Below are 26,689 nucleotides of genomic sequence, written 5' to 3' on the forward strand. Positions count from 1 at the left end.
TCAGGCGCCGGTGGACCACAGCGTGGTCAGGACGTGGCCGATGCGCGCGAGCGCGGGGCCGGAGGTCATGCGCCAGTGCGTGGCCTGAACGGCGTGGTTGTGCACGGTGCCGTCGACGGCATCGGCCCAGCTCGCGGCGCCGGTGGCGCCGGTGGGATCGTCCAGGGCCGCGGTGAAATAGACGAGATCGCCCTTGTAGCGGCGGGGGCGGTAGCGGGTGATCAGGGACAGGGCGTGGGTACCCGCGTCGAGCAGGCGGGTGAGCCGGTCCGCGCCGAAGGACGCGAACGGTTCGGGCAGGTCGGCCAGCCGCGCCGGGAGGCGCCCGAGGTCGAGATCGGAGTCGGTGGCCTGATCGCCGAGCAGTCCACCGAGCAGGTCGGCGGCCGGGATGGCCGCCGAATCGCCCAGGGCGACGGTGCGCGGACTGTCCATCATGGCCAGCAGCGCGACGTGCTGGCCGTCGTCCTGCAGGTGGATGGCGGCCGCGTGCGCGAGCACGCCGCCGAGCGACCAGCCGAGCAGGTGATACGGGCCCTCCGGCTGCACCGCGCGGATCTCCCGGACATAGCGGCGGGCCCAGTCCTCGATCGAATCCGGTAGCGGCGCCTCGGAATTCAGTACCGGCGACTGGAGGCCGTAGATACCGCGCTCCGGATCGATGTGCGCGGCGAGGCCGGCGAAGGACCAGGCCACACCGCCCGCGGGATGCAGGCAGAACACCGGTCGCCCACTGCCGCCGGGCCGCAGCGGCAGCAGCACCTCGAAGGCCGCGTCCGCGTCCACCCGGCCCCGGCCGGAGCGGGCGAGCGTGAGCTGAGTGAGCACGGCCGCCGGCGTCGGGGCCGAGAACAGCCAGACCACCGGAACCTCCTCCGCCAGTGCGGTACTCAGCTGGACCGAGAGCCGGGTGGCGAGCAGCGAGTTGCCGCCGCGGGCGAAGAAGTTGTCGTCCAGTCCGACGGCCTCGACGCCGAGCACGTCGGCGAACGCGGCGCAGACCTTCTGCTCCAGTTCCGTTGCCGGGGCGCGGTACTCGTGCTCGGCGAGCTCGGGCCGGGGCAGGGCGCGCCGGTCCACCTTGCCGTTCGCGTTCAGCGGCAGGGCCTCGAGCTGGGTCAGTGCCGAGGGGACCATGTAGCTGGGCAGCGCGTCGGACAGCGCCGCGCGCAGCTCGGCGAGATCCACCGGCGCGGCGGCCGTGAAATAGGCGGCCAGCAGGGCATTGTCGGCGCCGGAGTGGTGTGCCACCACGATGACGTCACCGATGCCGGGCCGGGACCGCAGCGCGTGCTCGATCTCGGCCAGTTCGATCCGGTAGCCGCGCACCTTGACCTGGAAGTCCCGGCGCTCGACGTAGTCGAGGTTGCCGTCGGCGGCCCAGCGCACCAGATCGCCGGTGCGATACAGGCGGGTACCGGGGGCGCCGAAGGGGTTGGCCACGAAGCGTTCCGCGCTGAGATCCGCCCGCCCGTGGTAGCCGCGGGCCAGCTGTGCGCCCCCGAGGTAGAGCTCACCGGCGACGCCCACCGGCACCGGGTGCAGGCGGTCGTCCAGGACATAGACCTGGTTGCCGTCCTCGACGGAACCGATCGGCACGATGGCGCCGGTACCGGCGCCGGTGCGATACCGGGTGACCGAGACCGCGGCCTCGGTCGGGCCGTAGAGGTTGTCGATGCGGGCCTCGGTCCGCGGGCGCAGCCGCTCGACCGTCGCGGTGGGCAGCGCTTCGCCGATCACCAGGATGCGGCGCAGCGCACCGGGCAGCCGGTGCGGCTCGGACACCTCGGCCAGCATCGCCAGCAGCGACGGCACCAAGGTCAGGGTGGACACCTCTTCGGTGCGCACCAGCTCCAGCAGCCGCGCCGGATCGCGTTGCACCCCTTGCGGCGCCAGCACCACATGCGCGCCGGTGCGCAGCGCCCACCAGAATTCCCACACCGACAGGTCGAACGCGGCCGAGGTCATCAGCAGTACCGAATCGCTGGTATCCAAGGTGTATTCGGCTTGCATCCAGTCCAGCTGATGACTGACGGCGGCATGGGTGAGGGCCACGCCCTTGGGCGTTCCGGTGGATCCGGAGGTGAAGATGACGTAGGCGGTGTGATCCGGGCGCAGCGGAGCCCTCCGCTCGCGGTCCGTGATCGGGGCCGCGTCGACCTCCTCGGATACCGCCGAAATATCGAGCAGCAGTTCGTGTTCGGAGACGCTCGGGGGCAGCATCGGCTGCCGCGCGGAGACCAGCACCAGCGCCGGATTGGCCGCCTCGAGCACCAGCACCGTGCGGTCCAGCGGATGCGCCGGGTCCAGCGGCACGTAGGCGCCGCCCGCCGTCACCACCGCGTACATCGCGACCAGCAGGTCCACGCTGCGCGGAATGGCCAGGGCCACCAGGGATTCCGGGCCGACGCCGCGGGTGATCAGTACCCGCGCGAGCCGGTTGACCTCGGCCGCGAACTCCGCGTAGGTCAGCAAGGTCTCGCCGTCGTCGACCGCGATCGCGGCGGGTGTGCGCGCGACCTGCGCCCGGAATCCGGCGTCCAGTGTGCTCGGGGCGAACGCCCGCTCGGCCTGGTTCCAGGTGCTGGTCACGCGTTCGGACTCGGCCGCGTCCAGCAGCGGCAGGTCGCCGACCGGCCGCCGCGGGGCGGCGCAGATCGCCGCCAGCAGCCGCTGGAGTCGGCCCGCGAAGCCCGCCACGGTGGACTCGTCGAACAGCGCGGTGGCGTAGGTGATCGTCGCGGCCAGACCCGCCGGCGCACCGTCCGCGCCGTACCGGTCGGTGACCACCAGGTGCAGGTCGAACTGCGACACCCCGGAGTCGAAATCGACCGCGGCGACGCGCAATCCGTCCAGGCCGAAGTCCGCCTCGGCCTGGTTGTGGAAGGAGAAGCCGACCTGGAACAGCGGGTGCCGGGCGGTGGAGCGCTCCGGGTTGAGCACCTCCACCAGCCGTTCGAACGGGACGTCGGCGTGGGAGAAGGCGGCCAGGTCGGCGGTGCGGACCTGCTCCAGCAGGGTGCCGAAGCCGGTACCCGGGGCCACCTCGGTGCGCAGCACCAGGGTGTTGACGAACATGCCGACCAGGTCGTCGAGGGCGGCGTCGCCGCGCCCGGCGACCGGGGTGCCGACCGCGATGTCGGAGGTGCCCGAGAGCCGTCCCAGCAGCACCGCGAACGCCGCGTGCAACACCATGAACAGCGTGGCTCCGGAGTCGCGGCCCAGCTCCCGCAAGTGGGCGTGCAGGGCCGCGTCGACGGTGAAGTCGACGTGCCTGCCCTGGGTGGCGACCACCGGCGGCCGGGGCCGGTCGGTGGGCAGATCGAGTTGCGCGGGCAGCCCGGCCAGCCGCTCCGACCAGAAGGACAGCTGCTGGGCGGCGGCCGACTCCGGATCCGTCTCGGACCCGAGGTGCGTCCGCTGCCAGAGGCTGTAGTCCGCGTACTGCACGGGCAGCGGCGACCACGTCGGCGCGTGCCCGTCCTTGCGCGCGGCGTAGGCGATCATCACGTCGCGGGCCAGCGGCACCAGCGAGGAGCCGTCCGCCGCGATGTGGTGCACCACGACGACCAGCACGTGTTCGCGCGCGGCGCGCGCCAGGTAGACCGGCGCGGCCAACTCGGCGACCGGCAGCGCCTCCGGGACCTGGTCGGGACGGCCGAACTTGCCCTCCTGGGCCGCATCCCGCACGGCGGACATGCCTGCCACGACGGCTTGCCAGCGGCTGCCGGTGTCGGGCGCACCCTCGACCGCGGGGGCCGGCGCGGACGCACGCGGTGTCGCGGGTGTCGATTCGACGGGCGGCCGGACGTCGGCGGCAGGCTGGTCAGCGCGGGCGTCGGCTGCTCCGGCCTGGGCTTGATCGCGCGCGTCGGCCGCTATCGCCGCGAACAGCCGGGCCCGCAGGGGCACCGATTCGGTGACGTCGAAGCCCGCGCCGACGAAATCGGCGATCGCCGTGGGCAAGTCGTCGGCCCACACGCGGACCGGCGACAGCGCGGGGACCGGAGCCTCGGCGACGGGCAGTACCACCTGGACGGGGCCCGCGTCCCGCTGCGGGTAGACGGTGCGCAGGACCTCGTGGCGGGCGATCACGTCGGCGATCGCGGCGTTGAGCGCGGCCACATCCAGATCACCGGTCAGTCGCACCGCGAGCGGGATGTTGTAGGCGGTGGACTGGCGGTCCAGGCGGTTGAGGAACCACATGCGCTGCTGGGCCAGCGACAACGGGACCGGACCGGTACCGGTGCGCGGGACCAGCTGCGCCCGGGCCGGAGCGGCGCTCGAGGCGTCGCCGAGCAGCGTGGCCAGCGCGGCCACCGTCGGGTTCTCGAAGATCGCGCGGACACCGACGGCGGTATCGAATCGGGCGCCGAGCCGGGCCGCCAATTGCGTTGCGGTGAGCGAATTTCCGCCCCGCGCGAAGAAGTCGTCGGCGCGGCCCACCGGCTCGTCGAGCCCGAGCACCTCGGCGACCGTCGCCGCGACCGCGGTTTCGGCGGCGCCGAGCGGCGCCCGGAACTCCGCGGCCCGGAAGACCGGTTCGGGCAGCGCTTTCCGATCGAGCTTGCCGACCGGAGTCAGCGGGATCGCGGCGAGGACCATGATGCTCGCGGGCACCATGTAGGCCGCCAGCGAGCGTCCGGCGAAGCCGGCCAGCGCCTCGGTGTCGATCGTGTGCCCCGGTGCGGCAACGACATACGCGACCAGCGTCGTCGTCCCGCCGTCGTCGGTGTGGCCGACCGTGGCCGCGAACTCGACGGATTCGTGTGCCGCGAGCACCGCGTCGATCTCGCCCAGCTCGATGCGCAGGCCGCGCACCTTGACCTGCTGGTCGGCACGACCGGCGTACTGGATCGCGCCGGAGCCGGTCCAGCGCACCAGATCTCCGGTGCGATAGAGCCGGCCGCCCGGCACGAACGGATCGGCGACGAAGCGATCGGCCGACAGTGCCGGTCGCGCGTGGTAGCCCCGGGCCAGGCCGGGGCCGCGCAGGTACAGCTCACCGGTCACCCCGGCGGGCACCGGGTGCAGTCGCCGGTCGAGGACGACCGCCGACATTCCGTGGATCGGGGTGCCGATGTCCATCGGTTCCCCGGCCCGCAGCGGGGCGCTGATGGTGGTGATGATCGTGGTCTCGGTGGGGCCGTAGGTGTTGTAGAAGGTGCGGCCGGTTGCCCAGCGCCGCACCACATCCGGTCCGTAGGACTCGCCGCCGACCGTGAGCTGCGCGAGCTCGGGCACCTGCGCCGGGTCCAGGGTCTGGAGTACGGCCGGGGTGATGAAGGCGTGGCTCACCCGCTGCTCCCGCAGCAGCGTGGTCAATTCCGCACCGCCGTAGCAGCCGGCGGGCGCGACGACCAGCGCGGCGCTCGCGGCGAGGGCGAGCAGTAGTTCGAGCATGGCGGCGTCGAAGCTCGGCGAGGCGACGTGCAGCACCCGCGAATCCGTCGTGACCGAGTACCGATCACGTTGCGCTACCGCCACTCCGGCGATACCGGCATGGGTGGCCAGGACGCCCTTCGGCGTCCCGGTCGAGCCGGAGGTGTAGATCATCCACGCCGGGTTGTACGGCCGCACCGGTCGCACCAGTTCATCGGGCGTGAGGGGCGCGGCACTGCAATGCCGCATGCGTGCCGCCGTCACCGGCGCGTCCAGGACCAGCCATTCGGTGCCACCGGGCAGGGCGTCGGCCGTCGCCCGCACCGTCAAGCCCAGTGCCGCACCGGAATCGGTGAGCATGTGCGCGATGCGATCGGCCGGGTAGGTGGGGTCGACCGGGACGAACGCGGCGCCGGTCTTGGCGACCGCCCAGACCGCGAGCACCGACTCCGGGGACCGCGGAATAGCGAGGGCGACAATGTCTTCCGCCCCGATGCCGTGCCGCAGCAGCATGCGCGCCAGCCGCGAGGACTGCTCGTCGAGCGCCCGGTAGGACACCCGCAGATCGCCGTACAGCACGGCGGTGCCGTGCGGATTCCGGGCCACCGCCGCGGCCATCACCCCCGCGAGAGTCTGCGTGGGCACCGCGGCTTTGCCGCGTCGGCCCAGGAGTTCGGCCCGCTCGGCCGGCGACAGCAGGTCGGCGGCGCCGATCGGCGCGGCCGGGTCGCGGGTCAGCGCACCCAGCAGCCGGCCGAACCGGCGCACCAGCCCGGCGGCGGTGGCCGGGTCGAACAGGTCGGTCGCGTAGTCCAATTCGATCGCCAGATGCCCGTCGGCGTCCAGCTCCGCGGCCACGGTGAACTGCAGGTCGAAGCGCGCGACCGGCTCGTCGAACTCGACGGCCGACAACTCCAGACCGGGCAGCCCGGCGGTGCCCGCACCGGTGCCGAGGTAGCTCAGGGCCACGGTGAACAGCGGATGCCTGGCCTGCGACGGTGCGACGCCGAGCGCGTCGGCGACCCGCTCGAAGGGGACGGCGGCGTGGGCGAAAGCCGCGAGGTCCACCGCGCGGGTCGCCCCGATCAGATCGGCGAAGGACTGGTCGGCGTCGGGATGCGTGCGCAGGACCAGCGTGTTCACGAACATGCCGACCAGCCCGTCCAGCGCCGCCGCACCGCGACCGGCGACCGGGGTACCGATCGGGATATCGGTGGAACCCGACAGCCGGGACAGCAGCACCGCGAGGGCCGCGTGCACGACCATGAACGGCGTCGCCCGGTGCCGGGCGGCGAGGGCACGCACCCGGGCGCCGATCCCGCCGCCGATCCGGGCGCGGACCGAACCGCCCCGCTTGCTGGCGATCGCCGGACGTGGGCGATCCATCGGCAGCGCGAGTTCCTCGGGGAGATCACGCAGCGTGTCCTGCCAATACGCGAGCTGCTCCGCGGCCGTGCTTTCCAGGATTCGCGCCTGCCACAGCGCGTAGTCGGCGTACTGCACCGGCAGGTCCCGCCACAGCGGCGCGGCGTCGAGCACCCGGGCCAGGTAGGCCGCGAGCAGGTCGCCCAGCAGCGGCGTCATCGAGAAGCCGTCGGCGGCGATGTGATGCAGCACCGCGACGAGCACATGGCTGGTCGCGTGCTCGCGCAGCAGCACGGCGCGCAGCGGTACCTCGGCGGTGACGTCGAAGCCCGCGCCGAGGAATTCGCCGATCCGGTCCCGGAGGTCGGTCACCGGTTCCACCGTCAGTGCTACCGGCGCCGGATCGGCGGGCAGGATCACCTGGTGGCCCGTGCCGTCCGCACCGACGGGGTAGATCGTGCGCAGGACCTCGTGGCGTGCCACCACATCCGCGAAGGCGGCCACCAGCGCGGCCACCTCCAGTTCACCCTCGACGCGCAGCGCGACCGGGATGTTGTGCGCGGCCGAGGCCGGGTCGAGCCGGTTGGCGAACCACATGCCGCGCTGCACCGGCGCCAGCGGAACGACCTCCGGGCGCGGCCCGGCAAGCAGTGCGGGCAGTTGCGCGACGGCGGCTTCCGCCGCGATCCGCACGGCCAGCGCCGCCACGGTCGGCTCCTCGAACAGCACCCGGACCGGAATCCGCCGGTCCAAGCGCTCACTCAACCGCGCCAGCACCCGGGTCGCGCTCAGCGAGTTGCCGCCGAGGTCGAAGAAGCTGTCGTCGGCGCCGGCCCGCGGGATTCCGAGCACCTGCGCGAAGACCTCGGCCACCGCCCGTTCGGTCTCGGTGCCGGGCGCGCGGTAGGCGACACTGTCGAACACCGGCTCGGGGAGCGCCTTGCGATCCAGCTTGCCGGAAGCGTTGAGCGGGAACGCGGCCAGGACCACGACGGCCGAGGGCAGCATGTACGACGGCAGGAACTGACCGGCTGCCGCCCGGACCGCGTCCGCCAAACCTGTTTCGCTGGAACGGCTTACCGCGGTCACGTAGGCGACGAGATGATCGCCGGCGACAGCGGCCGCGGCCTGCGCGACGCCCGGCACGGCGGCGAGCACGGCTTCGATCTCGCCGAGCTCGATCCGCTGCCCGCGGAACTTCACCTGGAAGTCGGTGCGGCCGAGGTACATCAGCTCGGCGGCCGGGCCGCCGTCGACGAGTTCCCAGCGCACCAGGTCGCCGGTGCGGTACATGCGTTCGCCGGGTGCGCCGAAGGGGTTGGCCACGAAGCGATCCGAGGTCAGATCCGTGCGGCCGTGATAGCCGCGGGCCAGTTGCGCACCCGCGAGGTACAGCTCCCCCGCCACGCCCGGCAGCGTCGGCCGCAGCCGCGAATCCAGCACGTACACCGTGCTGTTCCACTCCGGGTTGCCGATCGGCATGGCGATGCGCTCGGTCTCGCCGGTGACCTCGCGGTAGGTGATGCTGACCGCGGCCTCGGTCGGCCCGTACAGGTTGTGCAGGCGCGCCGGACTCACCGCGCCGAACGCGCGCACCGTCTCGGCGGGCAGCGCCTCGCCGATGACGAAGACCATCCGCAGCGCGAGCAGGGCGTCGCGCAGGCCCGCGCCACCGATGTGCCCGGCGAAGACGCTCAGCATCGACGGCACGAAATCGGTGACGGTGACCCGGTGCGCGGCCATCACCTCGGCCAGGTAGCCGGGATCGCGGTGCCCGTCGTGGCTCGCGACGAGCAGCGTCGCGCCGACCCGCAGCGGCAGGAAGTAGCCCCACAGTGAGACGTCGAAGGTGGCCGCGGTCTTCTGCAGGTACACATCGTCCGCGGTGAAGCGGTATTCGGCTTGCATCCACGTCATCTGGTTGACGATGGCCGCGTGGGAGACGCTGACACCCTTGGGCTTTCCGGTCGAGCCGGAGGTGAACAGGACGTAGGCCGGGTGCTGCGGCTGCAGTGGCGCGAGTCGTTCGGGTGCCGCGATCGCGTCGTCGGCGTAGCCGTGCAGTTCTACCGTGTCGACGGTGACGACCGGACCCCGGTAGCCGAGCTCGGCCTGATCCTTCGTCCTGGTCAGCAGGGCCGCCGGGCGCGCGGTGTCCAGGATGTGCGCGATCCGCTGCGCCGGATGGTCCGGGTCGATCGGCACGTACGCGCCGCCCGCCTTCAGCACCGCGTACATCGCCACGACCAGTTCGGCGGAGCGCCGGACGGCCAGCGCCACCAGCGCTTCCGGGCCGACGCCCAGCTCGATGAGGTGCCGGGCCAGCTGGTTGGAGCGGCGATCCAGTTCGCCGTAGGTCAGGACTGTCGTGGCCGCGCCCTCGGGGGCGTAGACCAGCGCCGGCTCGTCCGGCGTCGCGGCGGCCTGCGCCTCGAACTCGTCCAGCAGCAGCTCCGCGACGTACACGGTGTGGGCGGAATCGTTCCACTCCTCGACCACCCGGTGCAGTTCGCCGGTATCGAAGAGGTCGATGTCGCCGACGATCTGGTTCGGGTCCGCGACGACCGCCGCCAGCAGGCGGGTGAATCTGGCGGCCAAAGTCGCGATGGTGGCGGCGTCGAACAGATCGGTGGCGTAGTCGAAGCGCAGCGTCGCGCCGGAAACGGTGAGCTGGAGATCGAAACGAGTGGTGCGGTAGTCGAATTCGTATTCGGCGACCGTCAGCCCGTCGAGGTCGATCGCGACCGGCGTCAGATTCTGGAAGAACAGCGCCACCTGGAAGAGCGGGTGGCGGGCCTGTGAGCGCGGCGGATCCAGCACCTCGACCAGGCGCTCGAACGGCACGTCCGCGTGCGCGAACGCGTCCAGGTCACCCTCGCGCACCCGGCCGAGCACGGCCGCGAAGGTGTCGGAACCGGGCACGTCGGCGCGTAGCACCAGGGTGTTGACGAACATGCCGACCAGGTCGTCGAGCGCCGCATCGCCGCGACCCGCGAGCGGTGCGCCGATGACGATGTCGCCGGTGCCGGAGAGCCGGGCCAGCAGCACGGCGAGGGCGGCGTGCACCACCATGAACGGTGTCGCGTCGTATTGCGCCGCGACAGCGGAGATTCCGCGGGTCACCGCGTCGTCCACCCGCACCGTCGTGCTGGCGGCGGAGTGGGTGGCTACCGCCGGGCGCGGGCGGTCGGCGGGCAGATCGAGCTGTGCGGGCAGTCCGGACAGCTTCTGCTGCCAGTACCGCAGCTGCTGTGCCGCAACGGATTCCGGATCATCGTCCGCGCCGAGCAGCTCACGTTGCCACAGTGCGTAGTCCGCGTACTGCACCCGCAGGTCGGGCCAGGCCGGTGCGGATTCGATGCCGCGGGCCGCGTAGGCGGTGGCGATGTCGCGCGCCAGCGGGCCCATCGAGAAGCCGTCGGCGGCGATGTGGTGCACCACCAGCACGAGCAGGTGCTCACGATCGGACAGCCGCACCAGGCCGATTCGCACGGGCACGGCGGCGGTGACATCGAACGGCGTCGCGGCGAAGTCGGCCAGCGCCGCGGCCACCGTGCTCGCGTTGGCCGGGATGACGGCAAGAGCCGGAACGGCGGTGACCTCGAGAATCCGCTGGTAGCCGACACCCTCGTGCTCGGGGTAGACGGTGCGCAGGCTTTCCTGCCGCCCCAGCACATCGGCGACGGCGGCGGTCAGGGCGACCAGGTCGAGCGCGCCGGTCAGCCGCATCGCGACCGGGAGGTTGTTGACGGTGTCGGCCGGATCGAAGCGGTTCAGGAACCACATGCGCTGCTGCGCCGGGGACAGCGGGATCCGCTCCGGGCGCGGCCGTACGGTGAGCGGCGCGCGGTGACCGGTGCCGGACAGGCGGGCGGCGCGGGCGGCGAGCCCGGCCACGGTGGGCGCCTCGAACAGCAGCCGCAGCGGGATCTCCGCCTGGAGTTCCGTGCCCAGCCGGGCCGCGACCTGGGTGGCGATCAGCGAGTTGCCGCCGAGGGCGAAGAAGTCGTCGTCCGCGCCGACCTCGGCGCGCCCGAGCAGCTCGCCGAAGATCTGGGCGACCAGTACTTCGGCCGCCGTCTCCGGTGCGCGGAAGGTGCCCGCCTCGAACACCGGCGCGGGCAAGGCTTTCGAGTCCAGCTTGCCGGAGGCGTTGAGCGGGAACGCGTCCAGCGTGACGAAGGACGACGGCACCATGTAGCCGGGCAGTGCGCCGGCCGCCGCCCGGCGCACGCGCTCGACCAGGCCGTCGGCGTTGCCGACGGTGGTCAGGTACGCCACCAGGTGGTCGACGCCGCGGTGCCCGGCCAGGCGAACCGCCGCCTGCGCAACGCCGTCCACCGCCGCGAGCACCGACTCGATCTCGCCGAGCTCGATCCGCAGACCACGCAGCTTCACCTGGAAGTCCGTGCGGCCCAGGTACTCCAGCTCGCCATCCGGTGTCCATGCCACCAGATCGCCGGTGCGGTACATCCGCGCGCCGGGCACGCCGTAGGGATTGGCGAGGAAACGATCCGCGGTCAGATCCGGTCGCGCGACATAGCCGTGCGCCAATTGCGCACCGGCCAGGTACAGCTCGCCGGGCACACCGACCGGTACCGGCCGTAGTCGCGAATCCAGCACCAGCAGCGCGGTATTGAATACCGGGCGGCCGATCGGCACCGAGACCGTGTCGGCGTCGGTCACCTCGTGGAAGCTCACGTCCACGGCGGCTTCGGTCGGCCCGTACAGGTTGTGCACCCGGGCGCCGGTCCGCGCCCGGGTCCGCTGCGCGGTGGCGGCCGGCAAGGCCTCACCGGAGGCGAAGACGCGCCGCAGTGTGCCCCGGGTGGATTCGGGGACCGCACCGAGGAATACCGACAGCAGCGCCGGCACGAAGTGCACCGTGGTGACCCGCTCGGCAGCGATCAGCCGCGCCAGGTAGGCGGGATCCCGGTGGCCGTCCGGACGGGCCACGACCAGGCGCGCACCGACCTGCAAGGGCCAGAAGAACTCCCACACCGACACGTCGAAGGTGGCCGGGGTCTTCTGCAGCACCACGTCGTCCGCGCGCAACCCGTAGCGGTCCTGCATCCACACCAGGCGGTTCACGATCGCGGCGTGCGAGACCGCGACACCCTTCGGGCGACCGGTCGAGCCGGAGGTGAAGATCACGTACGCGGTGTTCGACGGGCGTAGCGTGCCGCGGCGCTCCGCGGCGGCGACCGGCGCGGCCGAGTAGCCGGCCAGGTCCAGGTCGTCGAGCACGAGCGCCGGCACGGTGCCCGCGTCGAAGCCGTCGCCGGAGGTGGTCAGCACGCAGACCGGCGCGGCGGTCTCGAGCACGTAGTGGGTGCGCTCGGCGGGATGATCCGGGTCCAGCGGCACGTAGGCGCCACCGGCGACGCCGACGGCGTACATACCGACGACCAGGTCGACGGAACGGCGCATACCCAGTGCGACCATCGTCTCCGGTCCCACGCCATGCGCGATCAGGTGCCGGGCGAGCCGGTTCACCCGGGCGCCGAACTCGCCGTAGGACAGAGCTGTCCCCTCGAAGGTCAGCGCGATGTCGTCCGCCGATTTGGCGGCCCGCGCCTGGAACAGCGACACCAGGGTGGCGGCGGGGTCGATCGGGTGCGCCGTGTCGTTCCAGTGCCGCAGCACCAGCGCGCGTTCGGCGTCGTCCAGCAGTTCGATCTCGCCGACCCGGATCCCGGAGTCGGCGGTGACGGCCGCCAGCACGCGCAGGAACCGCGCACCGAGGCCCTCGACGGTGGCCCGGTCGAACAGGTCGGTGGCGTAGCGCAGCACCGCGCGCAGCGCCGTGCCGGCCTCGGCGGCGTGCTCGCTCAGTTCCAGCGCCAGGTCGAACTGGGCGACCCGGTTGTCGAGCGGATAGGCCGACACCTCCAGGCCGGGCAGGCGCAGCACCGTGTCGTCGCGATGCTCGAAGGTGAGCAGTGCCTGCACGATCGGCGAATGCGCTTGCGAACGAACCGGATTCAGCTCCTCGACCAGCCGCTCGAAGGGCAGGTCGGCGTTGGCGAAGGCGCGAATATCGCTGGTGCGCACCTGGCCGAGCAATTCCGCGAAACTGTGCTCGGACTGGACCGCGGTGCGCAGAACGAGGGTGTTGACGAACATGCCGACCAGCCCGTCCAAGGCCTCCTCGGAGCGGCCCGCCACCGGCGTGCCGATCGCGATGTCCGCGGTGCGGGCCAGCCGCGACAGCAGGACGGCGTAGGCGGCGTGCAGCACCATGAATGTCGAAACATTATGTCTGCGCGCTAGTTCCGCGATTGCGTCGGTCAGCTCGGCGGGCACCGCGAAGTCGACGGTCGCGCCCTGCCCGGATGCCACCGCCGGTCGCGCGCGGTCGGCGGGTAGCTCCAGCACGGGGGCGAGCCCGGCGAGTTCGCCACGCCAGTGCCGGATCTGGCCGGCCAGCAGGGATTCCGGGTCGTCGGCCGAGCCCAGCGCCTCGTGCTGCCACAGTGTGAAGTCGGCGTACTGCACGGGTAGCGGCGCCCACTGCGGCGTGGCGCCGGCGGCACGGGCCGTGTACGCCAACATCAGGTCGCGTGCCAGCGGCGCGGTCGAGACGCCGTCCGCGGCGATGTGGTGCACGACGAAAGCCAGGACGTGAGCCTCGGGCGCGACGCGGAACAGCGCGGCCCGCCAAGGCATTTCCACGCGGAGGTCGAAGCCCTGCGCCGCGCAGCGCAGGATGGATTCCCGCAGCGTGTCCTCGGTTACGTCCGTGCCGGCGAGCACCGCGCCGCCGCTCGGCCGCACCACCTGCGCCGGTCCGTCGGCATCCGCGGGGAAGACGGTCCGCAGTGACTCGTGCCGTTCGACCACATCGTCCAGGGCGGCGCGCAACGCCGCCTCGTCCAGGGCGCCGGCCAAGCGGATGGTGATGGGGATGTTGTACACGGCCGAGTCCGGATCGATCCGGTTGAGCAGCCACATCCGAGTCTGCGCCAGTGACAGCGGAATTCGTGCCGGACGTTCCCGCCGGGCCAGCACCGGACGATCCACGCGGTCACCGAGCCGAGCCGAAAGCCGCACCCGCACCGCCAGTTCGGCGACGGTCGGCGCTTCGAACACCTCGCGCACCGTCAGGCCGGTCTCGAAGGTGGCGTTGGCGCGGGCCACCAGCCGCATGGCCAGCAGTGAGTTGCCGCCGCGGGCGAAGAAGTCGTCGTCGGCGCCGATGCGCGCGTCGCCGCCGAGCAGATCGGCCACCAGCGTGGCGAGCACCGATTCGACGCCTTCGCGCGGAGCGCGGAATTCCGCCGCGCTGCCGCTGAACTCGACCGCGGGCAGTGCCGCGCGATCGAGTTTGCCGACCGTGGTCAGCGGCATCTCCTCGAGCACCGTTAGATGCGCGGGCACCATGTAGGCGGGCAGCAGGTCACGCACCGCGTCCAGCACGGCGTCCGCGGTCAGCCCGCCGCCGCTGACGTAGCCGACGAGATTCTCGTAGCCCGCCTTGTCCTTGGCGACGACCACCGCGGCGTTGGTCACGCCGGCCACACCCGCCAGCGCGGCCTCGATCTCGCCGAGTTCGATGCGCTGACCGCGCAGCTTGACCTGGAAGTCGTTGCGGCCCAGATACACCAGGTCGCCGTCGTGATTCCAGCGCACCAGATCGCCGGTGCGGTACATGAGCCGCCCGGGCACGCCGAACGGATCGGCGACGAACCGTTCGGCGGTCAGGCCGGACCGTCCGTGGTAGCCGCGGGCCAGCTGGTCACCCGCGAGGTACAGCTCACCGGTGACACCGATCGGCACCGGTCGCATGCGCGCGTCCAAGACGTACGCGCGGGTGTTCCAGCAGGGGCGGCCGATCGCGACATCGCGGCCGCCGCCGGCATCGTCGGCGGTGAACTCGTGGTAGATCGCCGAGATAGCGGCTTCGGTGGGGCCGTAGGCATTGTGCACGGCGCCGTCGAAGCTGCCCTGGATCTGTGCGAGCAGATCGGCGGTCAACGCCTCACCGCCGCAGTGCAAATGCCGGAAGGAGCGCAGTGCGTCGCCCATGCCCTCGCCGAGCAGGGCGGCCAGCACCGAGGGCACGTATTCGGCGATGGTGATGCCGTGCTCGCGCAGCAGATCCGCGAAGTAGGCGAGGTCCAGATGCCCACTGGGCCGGGCGATCACCAGCGGTGCGCCCACCGCGATGGGCAGGAAGCACTCCCACACCGACACGTCGAAGGTCAGCGGCGCGCGCTGCAGGATGCGGTCGGCGGCGGTCACCTGGTAGCGATACTCCAGCCAGCGCAGCTGGTTCATGATCGCCCGGTGGGTGACGGCGACGCCCTTGGGGCGGCCGGTGGAACCCGAGGTGAACAGCACATACGCGGTGTTGCCCTGGCGCAGCCGGCCGTGGCGCTCGTCGTCGGTCACCGTCGTGTCGGCGAGCGCGGCGAGATCCAGTGCCGCGGTCTCGACCACCCGGACATCGGAGAGCCCGGGCAGTTCCGCGCCGCCGACAGCCAGGACCAGGGCCGGCCGCGCACTGTCGATGATCTGTGCGATCCGGTCGGCCGGGTGCCCCGGGTCGATCGGGAGGTAGGCCCCGCCCGCGCGCACGATCGCGTACATGGCGACGAGCATGTCGATCGACCGCAGGGCGGCCAGTCCGACGATGGTCTCCGGGCCGACGCCCTCGCCGATCAGCCAGCGTGCCAGCCGATTCACCCGGGACGCGAAATCGCCGTAGCTGATCTCGGTGCCCTCGTAGCGGGCGGCCAGGCCCGTCGGCTCCGCGCCCGCGCGGGCGGTGAGCAGATCGTCGAGGGTCTCGCGCAGCACCGGGCGCGCGGTGGCATTGCGGTCCGAGAGCAGCATGCCGCGCTCGGCGACCGACATGAGCTCGACATTCCCGGCCCGGGTGCGGGTGTCGCGCACCATGGCGCGCAGCACCCGTTCCAGGCCGGCCACGAATCCGGCCGCGGTGCGCTCGTCGAAGAGGTCGAGCGCGTAATGCAGGTGGATGTCGATGCCGTCGGGGGCCCCGTCGCGGTCGTAGCGGTCGGTCAGGGTCCAGTCCAGATCCACCTGGATCGGAGCCGGGCCGACCTCGAGCGCCGCGATGGCCAGGCGCTGCAACCGGAAGTCCGGCTTGGCGTGGTTCTGCAGGGTCAGGGCCACCTGGTACAGCGGCGCGTGCGCCTGCGAGCGGACCGGGTTCAGGGTGTCGACGAGCTGCTCGAACGGCACCGCGGCGTGCTCGAACGCGGCCAGGTCGGCGGTGCGCGCGGCGGCGAGCAGGTCGGCCAGGGTGGCGTCCGGGCGCATCTCGGTGCGCAGCACCAGGGTGTTGACGAACATGCCGACCAGCTCGTCCAGCGCCTGTTCGCCGCGGCCCGCGACGGGTGCGCCGACCACGATGTCGGTGGTCCCGCTCAGCCGGGCGAGCAGCACCGCCAGGGCGGTGTGCAGCACCATGAACGGGGTGACCCGGTGCGCGGCCGCGAGGTCGTCGATCCCCTGGTGCAGCGCGCGGTCCAGGCGCGCGAGGTACGCGCCGCCGCGGTTGCTCGCCACGGCGGGGCGCGGGCGGTCCGAGGGCAGCGTCAGCACCTCTGGTAGCCCGGTGAGCCGATCGGTCCAGTAGCCCAGTTGCCGGGCGAGCACCGAGTTCGCGTCGCCGGCCGAGCCCAGGGCGCCGCGCTGCCAGATCGCGAAGTCCGCGTACTGCAGGGGAAGTGGCGCCCAGGCGGGCGCGGTGTCGGCGCAGCGCGCCACGTAGGCGGCGGCGAGATCGCGGGTCAGCGGGCCGAAAGACCAACCATCGGCGGCGATGTGGTGCACCACGAACAGCAGCACGTGCTGGTCGTCCCGCAGTCGCAGCAACCGCACGCGCAGCGGCACCTCGGTGGTGACATCGAAACCCGCCTGGGTGACCGTCGCGATGAGCTGGGGCAGTTCGGCGGCGGACACCGTGCGGACGACCAGGTCGACCAGGCGGGTGCCGGCGGGCAGCACCACCTGGGTGGCGTCTCCGTCACGCTCGGGGTAGATCGTGCGCAGGGATTCGTGCCGGGCGATGACGTCGGCGATAGCCGATCGCAGGGCGTCGATGTTCAGCGCACCGGTCAGCCGCAGCGCGAACGGAATGTTGTAACCCGCACTGCCGCTGTCGAATCGGTTCAGGAACCACATCCGCTGCTGCGCGATGGACAGCGGGATGGTGTCGTCGCGGTTCTGCGGGACGAGCGGCGGCAACATCACCGGTACGGTATCCGCGTTCGCGTCGGCCCGCAGGGTGAGCCGGGCGGCCAGCGCGGCGACCGTCACCGCGTCGAAGACGGCACGCACCGGCACCTGGGTTCCGGTGGCTTTGGTCAGGCGGGCGGCGAGCTGGGTGGCGATCAGGGAGTTGCCGCCGAGCGCGAAGAAGTCGTCGTCGGCGCCGACGCGATCGACGCCGAGTAGATCCTGAAATGTCTCGGCGACAAGGCATTCGGCGTCCGAGCCCGGAGCGCGGAACTCCCCCACCGGCACAGCGGGCGCGGGCAGCGCGGCGCGGTCCAGCTTGCCGGAGGCATTGACCGGAAAGGCATCCAGGACAACGAAGGACGCGGGCACCATGTATCCGGGTAGTCGCTCGGCAAGAGTGGCGCGCACGACCTCGAGGTCGAGCGCGGCGCCGGGGACCAGATAGCCGACGAGCTGTTCGCCGGTCCCGTGATCGTCGCGCACCACGACCACCGCCTGGGCGATGGCGGGCAGCGCGAGCAGTACGGCCTCGATCTCGCCGAGTTCGATGCGCAGACCGCGCAGCTTCACCTGGAAGTCGGTGCGGCCCAGGAACTCCAGCTCGCCCGCGGATGTCCAGCGAACCAGATCTCCGGTGCGGTACATGCGGGTGCCGTCGGTCCCGAAGGGGTTGGCCACGAAGCGATCCCCGGTGAGATCGGTGCGCCCGAGGTATCCGCGCGCCAATTGCGCACCGGCCAAGTACAACTCACCCGGCACGCCGACCGGCACCGGCCGGAGCCGCGCGTCCAAGACGTAGGCCTGGGTGTTCCACGCGGGCGCACCCATCGAGAGAGCGGTGCCGTCGGCGTCCACCACCTCGTGCGCGGAGACCTCCACCGCGGTCTCGGTCGGGCCGTACATGTTGTGCACCTTGGCGCCGCTGAGCGCCCGCATGCGGTGCGCGACGGCGGTGGGCAGCGCCTCGCCGGAGCAGAACACGTGCCGCAGCGCCGGCAGGTCGCCGGACAACTCCGCGACGAACACCGCGAGCATGGACGGCACGAAGTGGACGGCGGTAATCCCCTCGCCGCGCAGGATTTCGGCGAGGTAGGCGGGGTCGCGATGGCCTTCCGGACGCGCGAGCACCAGTCGAGCGCCGACCTGGAGCGGCCAGAAGAACTCCGGCACCGAGACATCGAAGGTCGCCGGCGTCTTCTGTAGCAGCGCGTCCCCGGGGCCGAGTTCGACCCGGGCCGACTGCATCCACCGCAACCGGTTGACGATCGCCGCATGGCTCACCGCGACGCCTTTCGGGCGCCCCGTCGAGCCGGAGGTGAAGATCACGTAGGCGGTGTTGGCGGCCCGCAGCGGCGCGCGGCGCTCCGCGTCGGTGACCGGAGCGGCCGAGTAGGCGCTCAGGTCGAGCCGGTCGATGCGGATCTGGCCCACCGGCACATCCAGTGCGGGCGCGTTGGTCAGCACCGCGACCGGGACGGCGGTATCCAGGATGTGGGCGATGCGTTCCGCCGGATGGTCCGGGTCCAGCGGCACATAGCCGCCGCCCGCCACGGTGATCGCGTACATGGCGACGACCAGATCGATCGAGCGTCGAAGCCCCAGCGCCACCAGCACATCCGGGCCGACGCCCTGATCGATCAGATAGCGGGCCAGCCGATGGACCCGGGCGGCGAATTCGGCGTAGGACAGAGTTGTCCCCTCGAACGTGACCGCGGGCGCGTCCGGCGTGCGAACCACCTGCGCGGCGAACAGCTCCGGGAGCGTGCCGCCCGCGCCGAGCTCGTGCGCCGTGGCATTCCAGCGCTGCACGACGTCGGCGCGCTCGGCGTCGTCGAGCAACTCGATATCGCCGACCAAGACCTCCGGCACCGCGGCGGCCGCGCCGAGCATCCGCTCCAGCCTGGTCACGAACGCCGCGATCGTGGTGGCGTCGAACAGGTCGGTGGCGTAGCGCAGACTACCGGCGAGGCGCGCGTCGTCGTGCTGGTTGAGCACCAGATGCAGATCGAATTTCGCGGTGGGGTCGGCGATGTCTACCGGTTCGACGGTCAGCCACGGCACTTTGAACGCGCTGCCCGCGCCCGGGTTCGCGCCGCCGAAGCTGAACATGATCTGGAACAGCGGGTGCGCGCCGGTGCTGCGATCCACCGCCATGGCGTCGACCAGCCGCTCGAACGGCAGCTCGGCATTGCCGAACGCCGCGACGTCCGAATCCCGCACGCTCGCCACCAGATCGGCGAAGGACACCTCGAGCGCGACCGCGGTGCGCAGCACCAGGGTGTTGACGAACATGCCGACCAGCGCGTCGAGTTCGCGTTCGCCGCGCCCGCCGACGGGCGATCCGATGACGATGTCGCCGGTGCCGCCGAGCCGGGCCAGCGTCGCCGCGAATGCCGCGTGCAGCACCATGAACAGGGTCGCGCCCTGCCGCTCGGCCAGTCGGCGCAGTCCGGCCGCGACCGTGGGATCGATGGTGAAGTCCACGGCGGCACCGTGATTGGTCGGCTGCGGCAGTCGCGGCCGGTCGGTCGGCAGCGGCAGGTCCGCGGGCAACCCCGCGAGCACGTCCCGCCAGAACCGCACCTGCTGCTGCGCCGGATCACCGGCGCGTTCCGCGCTGCCGAGCAGTTCGCGCTGCCAGAGGCTGTAATCGGCGTACTGGACCGGCAATTCGTCCCAGTCGGGCCGGCGCTCGAGCAACCGCGCCTGATAGGCCCGGACCAGATCGGTGATCAGCGGCCGCATCGACAGGGCGTCGGCGGCGATGTGGTGCACCACCAGGACCAGCACGTATTCGTCACCCGGCAGACCCCGGGCATCGTCGGTCTGCTCGACCAGGAACAGGGCGACCCGGACCGGAACTTCGGCGGTGACGTCGAATCCGGCTCGGGTGACGGCGGTGATCGCCGCGGTCAGCTCCGCCGGCCCGACCTGCACGGCGTGCAGGCCCAGCGGGTGCTCGCGCCGGTCCAGGATCTGCTGGTAGGGGCCGTCCTCGTGCTCCGGATAGCGGGTGCGCAGCGATTCGTGCCGGGCCATGACGTCCAGCACGGCCTGTTCCAGCGCCTCGGCGTCGAGCCGGCCGCGCAGGCGCAGCACCACCGGCAGGTTGTAGACGCTGTGCTTGCCGTCCTGGCTCTCCAGGCGGTTGAGAAACCACAGCCGCTGCTGGGCCGGGGACAGCGGCACCCGCTCGGGGCGCTGCTGCCGCACCAGCGCCAGCCGCTTCGTCCCGGATCTGCTCAGCTCGTCCACCGCGGTAGCGAAGGCGTGCACGGTGGCGGATTCGAACAGCGCCCGCACCGGAATGCGCACGCCGACAGCCTCACCCACCCGCGCGGTCACCTGGGTGGCGTCCAAGGAACTGCCGCCCAGGGCGAAGAAGTCGTCGTCCAAGCCGGCCCGCGGCACCCCGAGCACCTCGGCGAACACCGCCGCGATCAGGCGCTGCGCCGCGTCGACCGGTGGCCGGAAGGTTTTGGCCCGCAGGACCGGCAGCGGCAGCGCGGAGCGGTCCAGCTTGCCGCTGGTGTTCAGCGGGAATTCGGTCAGCTCGACCACGGCGGTCGGCACCATGTAGGCCGGAAGCCGCTGTGTGAGGCCGTCTTTCACGGCGTCGAGGTCGAGTTCGGTGTTCGGCGTGCGGATCACGTACCCCGCGAGGTAGTCGCCGGTGTCGGCGCTGACCAGCCGGACCGCCGCCTGCGCGACCTCCGGCGCGGCCAGCAGCGCGGTTTCGATCTCGGCGAGCTCGACCCGCTGCCCGCGGAACTTCACCTGGAAGTCCACCCGGCCGAGGTAGACGAGTTCGCCGTCCGGCGTCCAGCGCACGAGATCGCCGGTGCGGTACATGCGTTCGCCGCCGAAGCCGAACGGGTTCGCCACGAAGCGGTCGGCGGTCAGATCCACGCGGCCGTAGTAGCCCCGGGCCAGCTGGTCACCACCCAGGTACAGCTCTCCGGCCACCCCGATCGGCGCCGGGTGCAGCCGCGAATCCAGCACGTAGGCCTGCGAATTCCACTCCGGTTCGCCGATCGGGACGAGCGCGGAGGTCTCGCCCGTCACCTCCCGGTAGGTGATGGACACCGCGGCCTCGGTCGGCCCGTACAGGTTGTGCAGGCCCGCCGCGCACACCGCGCCGAACGCGGCGACCGTCTCCGGGGGCAGCGCCTCACCGATGACGAAAACGTCACGCAGCGAATCGAGTTCGCCGGGCTCGGCGTGCGTCGCGAAGACCGACAGCATGGACGGGACGAAGTCGGTGAGCGTGATGCCGTGCTGCGCGATGGTTTCCGCGATGTAGCGCGGGTCCCGATGCCCGTCGGGGGTGGCGAGCACCAGGGTCGCGCCCGCACGCAGCGGCAGGAAGTAGCCCCACAGCGAGACGTCGAAGGTGGTCGCGGTCTTCTGCAGGTAGAGGTCCCCGCTGCGCGGGTGGTACTCGTCGTGCATCCAGGCCAGCTGATTGGCGATGGCCCGGTGGCTGACCGCGACGCCCTTCGGCTTGCCCGTGGAGCCCGAGGTGAAGATGACATAGGCGGGCTGGTCCGGGTGCGGGGTGGCGCGCCGCTCCCGGTCGGTGATCTTGGCCGCGGAGTACGCCGTGAGCTCGAGTTCGTCGACATAGTGCACCGGCGCCTGGGCGTCGGGCGCGAATCCCGCTGTGCGCGTAGTCAAAATGGCGTGTGGTCGCGCCGTGTCGAGGATGTGACCGATCCGCTCGGCTGGGTGCGCGGGATCGATCGGGACATACGCGCCGCCCGCGCGCAGTACCGCGTACATAGCGACGACGAGGTCGATCGAGCGCGGCAGCGCCAGCACCACCAGGCTTTCCGGCCCGACGCCGTCGGCGATCAGCAGGCGCGCCAGCTGATTGGCGCGATCGGAGAGCTCGCTGTAGGTCAGGCTGCGCCCCGGTTCGGCGTCGGCCAGCACGGCCACCGTCGTGGGTGTGCGCCGGACCTGGTTGTCGAATCCGTCGAGCAGGAACCGGTCCGGCACCCGGTGCCCGGAGGCGTTCCAGCTGGCGGTGACGTAGTCCAGTTCGCCGGCGTCCAGCAGCTCGATGTCGCCGACCACGGTGTCCGGGTCGGTGACCGCGGCGCGCAGCAGGCGTTCGAACTTCACGCCGAACTCGGCGATGGTCGCGGCGTCGAACAGATCGGTGGCATAGGTGAATTCGGCGCGGTAACCGACGTCGCTGTCGGTGATGGTCAGCTGGAGATCGAATTTCGAGAAGCCGGAGTCGAAGTCGACCGGCCGGGTGTCCAGGCCGGGCAGCGCCAGTTCGACCGGCGCCATGTTCTGCATGAACAGCGCCACCTGGAACAGCGGGTGCCGCGCCTGCGAGCGGGCCGGGTTCAGCGCCTCCACCAGCTGTTCGAACGGGATGTCGGCGTGCGCGAAGGCGCGCACGTCCCGGTCGCGGGCGTGTGCGACGAGTTCGGCGAAGGTCCGCGCGGGTCCGACCTCGGTGCGCAGCACCAGGGTGTTGACGAACATGCCGACCAGGTCGTCGAGCGCGGCGGCGCCGCGACCGGCGACGGGGGTGCCGATGGCGATGTCGGTGGTACCCGACAACCGCGCCAGCAGGGCGGCCAGCGCCGCGTGCACCACCATGAACGGGGTCGCGCCGCAGCGCTGGGCGGTTTTGTCCACAGCCGTCCGCAGGCTCGCGTCGAGCGCGTGGCTGTGCGTGGCACCACGGTAGGAGACGGTGGCGGGGCGCGGCCGATCGAACGGTAAGACCAGCTCGGCGGGCGGTTCCGCCAGCTCGGTCTGCCAGAAGTCCAGTTGGCGGGCGGCGGCGGAGCCGGGGTCGGCGGCGTCGCCGAGCACCTCCTGCTGCCAGAGGGCATAGTCGGCGTACTGCACGGCCAGCGGTTCCCACGCGGGCAGGCGGCCGTCCTGCCGCGCGGTGTAGGCGGCCACCAGGTCCCGCATCAGCGGGCCGAGCGAGACGCCGTCGGCGGCGATGTGATGCACGACGAACACCAGCGTGTGGTCGTCGGCGGCGCTGCGCAGCAGCCGGACCCGCATCGGGATCTCCTCCGCCACATCGAAACTCCGCGTGGCGGCGTGCAGCACGGCCGCCGGCAGCTCCGCCGCCGGCACCTCCCGGGGTGTCAGATCGAAAGCCGGGTGCACCGCGCGAACCACCTGCGCGGGACCGGCCTCGGTCTGCGGGTAGACCGTGCGCAGGATCTCGTGCCGGACCACCAGATCGGTGACGGCCGCCGACAGCGCCGCGACATCCAGGGCGCCGCGCAGCCGCAGGGCCAGCGGAATGTTGTCCACCGCCGCGCTGTGCGCGCCGGACCCGTAGCGGTTCAGGAACCACATGCGCCGCTGCGCGGGCGAGAGCGGAATCCGCTCCGGGCGGGGCCCGGCGACCAGTGGCGGGCGGGCCGGTGCGGAACCGGCGTGCGCGGCCAGCGCGGCCACCGTCGGCATATCGAAGAAGTCGCGAACATCCACAGTCATCCCCAGGACTGTGGAAACCCGGGCGATGGCGCGGGTGGCGAGCAGCGAATTACCGCCCAGCGTAAAGAAGCTGTCGTTCGCGCCGACGCGGGGGGCGCCGAGGAGTTCGGCGAAGATCTCCGCGATCGCGCGTTCGGCGTCGCCCTCGGGCTCCCGGTATTCCGCCGCGCTCGCGGTGAAATCGGGTGCCGGCAGCGCCCGGCGGTCCAGCTTGCCGTTGGCGCTGAGCGGCATCTCGGCCAGCACCTGCACCAGCGAGGGCACCATGTACTCCGGCAGCTGCCGCCGCGCCTCGTCGAGCACCGCGTCGGTGTCGACCGCTGCGCCGGTAGCGGCCACCACGTAGCCGACCAGGTGGTCGCCGCTGTCCCGCCGGTGCAGCAGCACCGCGGCCTGGGCGACCTGGCGGCTGCGCGAGAGCGCCGCCTCGACCTCGCCCAGCTCGATCCGCAGCCCGCGCAGCTTCACCTGGAAGTCGGTGCGCCCCAGGTACTCCAGCTCCGCCGGGCCGCCACCGGGGCCGGTCACCCAGCGCGCCAGGTCGCCGGTGCGGTACATCCGATCGCCGGGCGCGCCCTCCGGATTGGCCACGAAACGGTCCGCGGTCAGCCCGGAACGGCCGACGTAGCCGCGAGCGAGCTGTACGCCCGACAGGTACAGCTCACCGACCACGCCGCCGGGCACGGGACGCAGATTGTCGTCCAGGACGAGCAGTTCGGTGTCGTCGGCGGCGGCGCCGATCGGGACGGACCCGAGGTCCTCGGCCGTCACCTCGTGGGCGGTGACGTCGACCGCAGCCTCGGTGGGGCCGTACAGGTTGTGCAGGGTCGCGCCGCTGATCTCCCGGAACGCGGCGGCCGTCGGGGCGGGCAGCGCCTCACCGGAGGCGAACACCAGGCGCAATACCTCACCGGCGGTCGGCGCCAGCGGCTCGGCGACGAATACCGCGAGCATCGAGGGCACGAAATGCGCGACGGTCACGCCGGTTTCGGTGATCGTGCGCGCCAGATAGGCGGGATCGCGGTGCCCGTCCGGCTCGGCGATCACCAGCCGCGCGCCGATCTGCAACGGCCAGAAGAACTCCCACACCGACACGTCGAAGGTGAACGGGGTCTTCTGGAGCACCACATCGGTGTCGCCGAGCCGGTACATCCGCTGGCGCCAGTGCAGATTCGCCACGATCGAGCGGTGCGAGACGGCAACGCCTTTCGGGCGGCCGGTGGAGCCGGAGGTGAAGATGACGTAGGCGATGTTGTCGGCATCCAGCGTCGGCAGTTCGACCGAATCCACTGCCGTGCCGCCGAATTCATCGATTCGCAGCACCTCTGTGCCCGCGGGCAACGGCGGTTCGTCCGCGGCGGTGGTGAGCACCAGGACCGGCGCGGCCACCTCCAGCACGTAGCCGATGCGTTCGGCCGGATGCTCCGGGTCGATCGGGACATACGCGCCGCCGGCTCTGACGATCGCGTACATGCCGATCAGCAGGTCGAAGGACCGGCGCACCGCCAGGCCGACCAGCGCGTCCGGGCCCACGCCCAGCTGAACGAGCCGCCGGGCCAGGGCATCGGAGCGGGCGTCGAGTTCGGCGTAGGTCAGGGTCGCGCCCCGGTATTCCAGCGCGACCGCGTCGGGTGTCCGCCGTACCTGCGCCTCGAACTCGCTGACCAGCGTTTCGACCGGCGCGAAAGCGGTCGGCAGCACCGGGCACGCCGCCGTCAGCGCGTCGTCGACGAGCTCGAGCAGCACGGTGCCGAGCGCGCCGTCGGTCGACTCCAGCAACTCGGGCAGCTGACTCGACACCACCACCGAGACCAGGACGTCGGCGCCGAGCCCGCCGCCCATCGCCTCGCCCAGCACCGCGATCTCGGTGTGCAGGGCCGCGTAGGTGAGCGCGGTGTCGCCGTGGCGCAGCGCGATTCGTTCCGGAGCCAGCTCGGCGACGGTCGCGATCAGGCCGGGCAGATCCTCGATGCCGTACGCCCGGCGCAGCGCCGGATGTGGGCGTGGCTCGATGCGGGCGCCCTGCGGGCTGGAGGTGGCCGAATCCATGTGCGACATCAGCTGTTTCCTTCCGTATCGACAACCTGCGCGGGCCGTGTGATCACGGCATGCGCTGCACCGAGCAAGGTGCGGATGGCCGCTGCGAGGCCATCGCCACCGAGTGCGGCGAGAACACCGGGCACCAGCCCGGCGAGACTGACATTGACGAGGGTCTGCGGCGTCGCCGCGGCACCCATCGCCTTGGCGACGGCGCCGAGTTTGGCGGCCAGCTCGCGATAGGACACCGTGTGCTCGCCGTGCGCGAACGCGACGTCGTCCGGCGCCATTCGCGCCGCGGCGGCGATCAATTCGGGCAGCTCCGCGAGCGTCGGCTCCGGCGGCGGCGCCGCGGCCTGGCCCTGCTCCGACTCGGTGCGAATGTCGATGGCCCGCAGGGCGACCGCCGGATCGTCGGCGATCGCGGAGCACACCAGCACCAGGCGTTCGGCGTAGCGCCGGATCGTGTCCGCGTCGAAAATGTCGGTGGCGTAACCGAATCGAAGGTCCAGTCCGGCGCGGGCACCCGCGGCGGTGAATCGTTCGATGCCGGTCAGGTGCAGATCGAACTTCGCGTCCGCGAGGTCGGGATCGAGCACCTCCACCGCCAGTCCCGGCAGCTCGAGGCGCCCGGACGGCAGGTTCTGGAAGGTGAACATGACCTGGAACAGCGGCGTGTAGGAACTGGACCGGGCACCCCCGACCGCCTCGACCACCTGCTCGAACGGCACCTCCGCGTGTGAGAAGGCGGACAGGTCCCGATCCCGGGCCTGCCGGAGGAGTTCGGTGCAGGCGGCGCGCGGATCGATCTCGGTCCGCAGCACGACGGTATTGACGAACATGCCGATCAGATCGTCGAGTTCGGCGGCGCCGCGGCCCGCGACGGGTGCGCCGATGGCGATGTCCGTGCTGCCCGACAGTTTGAACAGCAGGACCGCGAAGGCGGTGTGCAGGACCGTGAACAACGTGGTGCCGTGTGCGCGGGCGATCTCGTCGAGTCGGGCGGTCAGCGTGGTGCCGAGCTCGAAATCGACTGTCGCGCCTCGCGACTCCCGGCGGGCCGGGCGCGGCCGGTCCGTCGGCAGCGTGAGCACCTCCGGCAGGCCCGACAATTCCTTGGCCCAGTACCCGAGTTGACGAGCCGCCTGGCCCTCCTCGGTGGTGCCGAGCACAGCGTGCTGCCACACGCTGTAGTCGGAGTACTGGATAT

The 26,689-nt window shown here is 71.8% G+C and carries 2 protein-coding genes (1 of these 2 cut by a window edge); both read right to left on the reverse strand.

Annotated features, from left to right (window positions below; translation table 11 throughout):
- Complete coding sequence (locus tag AB0H76_RS20865; RefSeq protein ID WP_357326401.1) at positions 1 to 25,500, reverse strand: non-ribosomal peptide synthase/polyketide synthase; 25,500 nt, start codon at positions 25,498 to 25,500, stop codon at positions 1 to 3.
- Positions 25,500 to 26,689, reverse strand: the 3' end of a protein-coding gene (locus AB0H76_RS20870) for a non-ribosomal peptide synthase/polyketide synthase (protein WP_357329779.1). 16,609 nt of this gene lie beyond the right edge of the window; 1,190 of the gene's 17,799 nt are visible here — the last part of the coding sequence; the start codon falls outside the window, past its right edge; it ends in the stop codon at positions 25,500 to 25,502. Before AB0H76_RS20870 ends, AB0H76_RS20865 begins: the two co-directional genes overlap by 1 nt.

This window comes from Nocardia sp. NPDC050712, from assembly GCF_040654295.1.
Lineage (GTDB): Bacteria > Actinomycetota > Actinomycetes > Mycobacteriales > Mycobacteriaceae > Nocardia.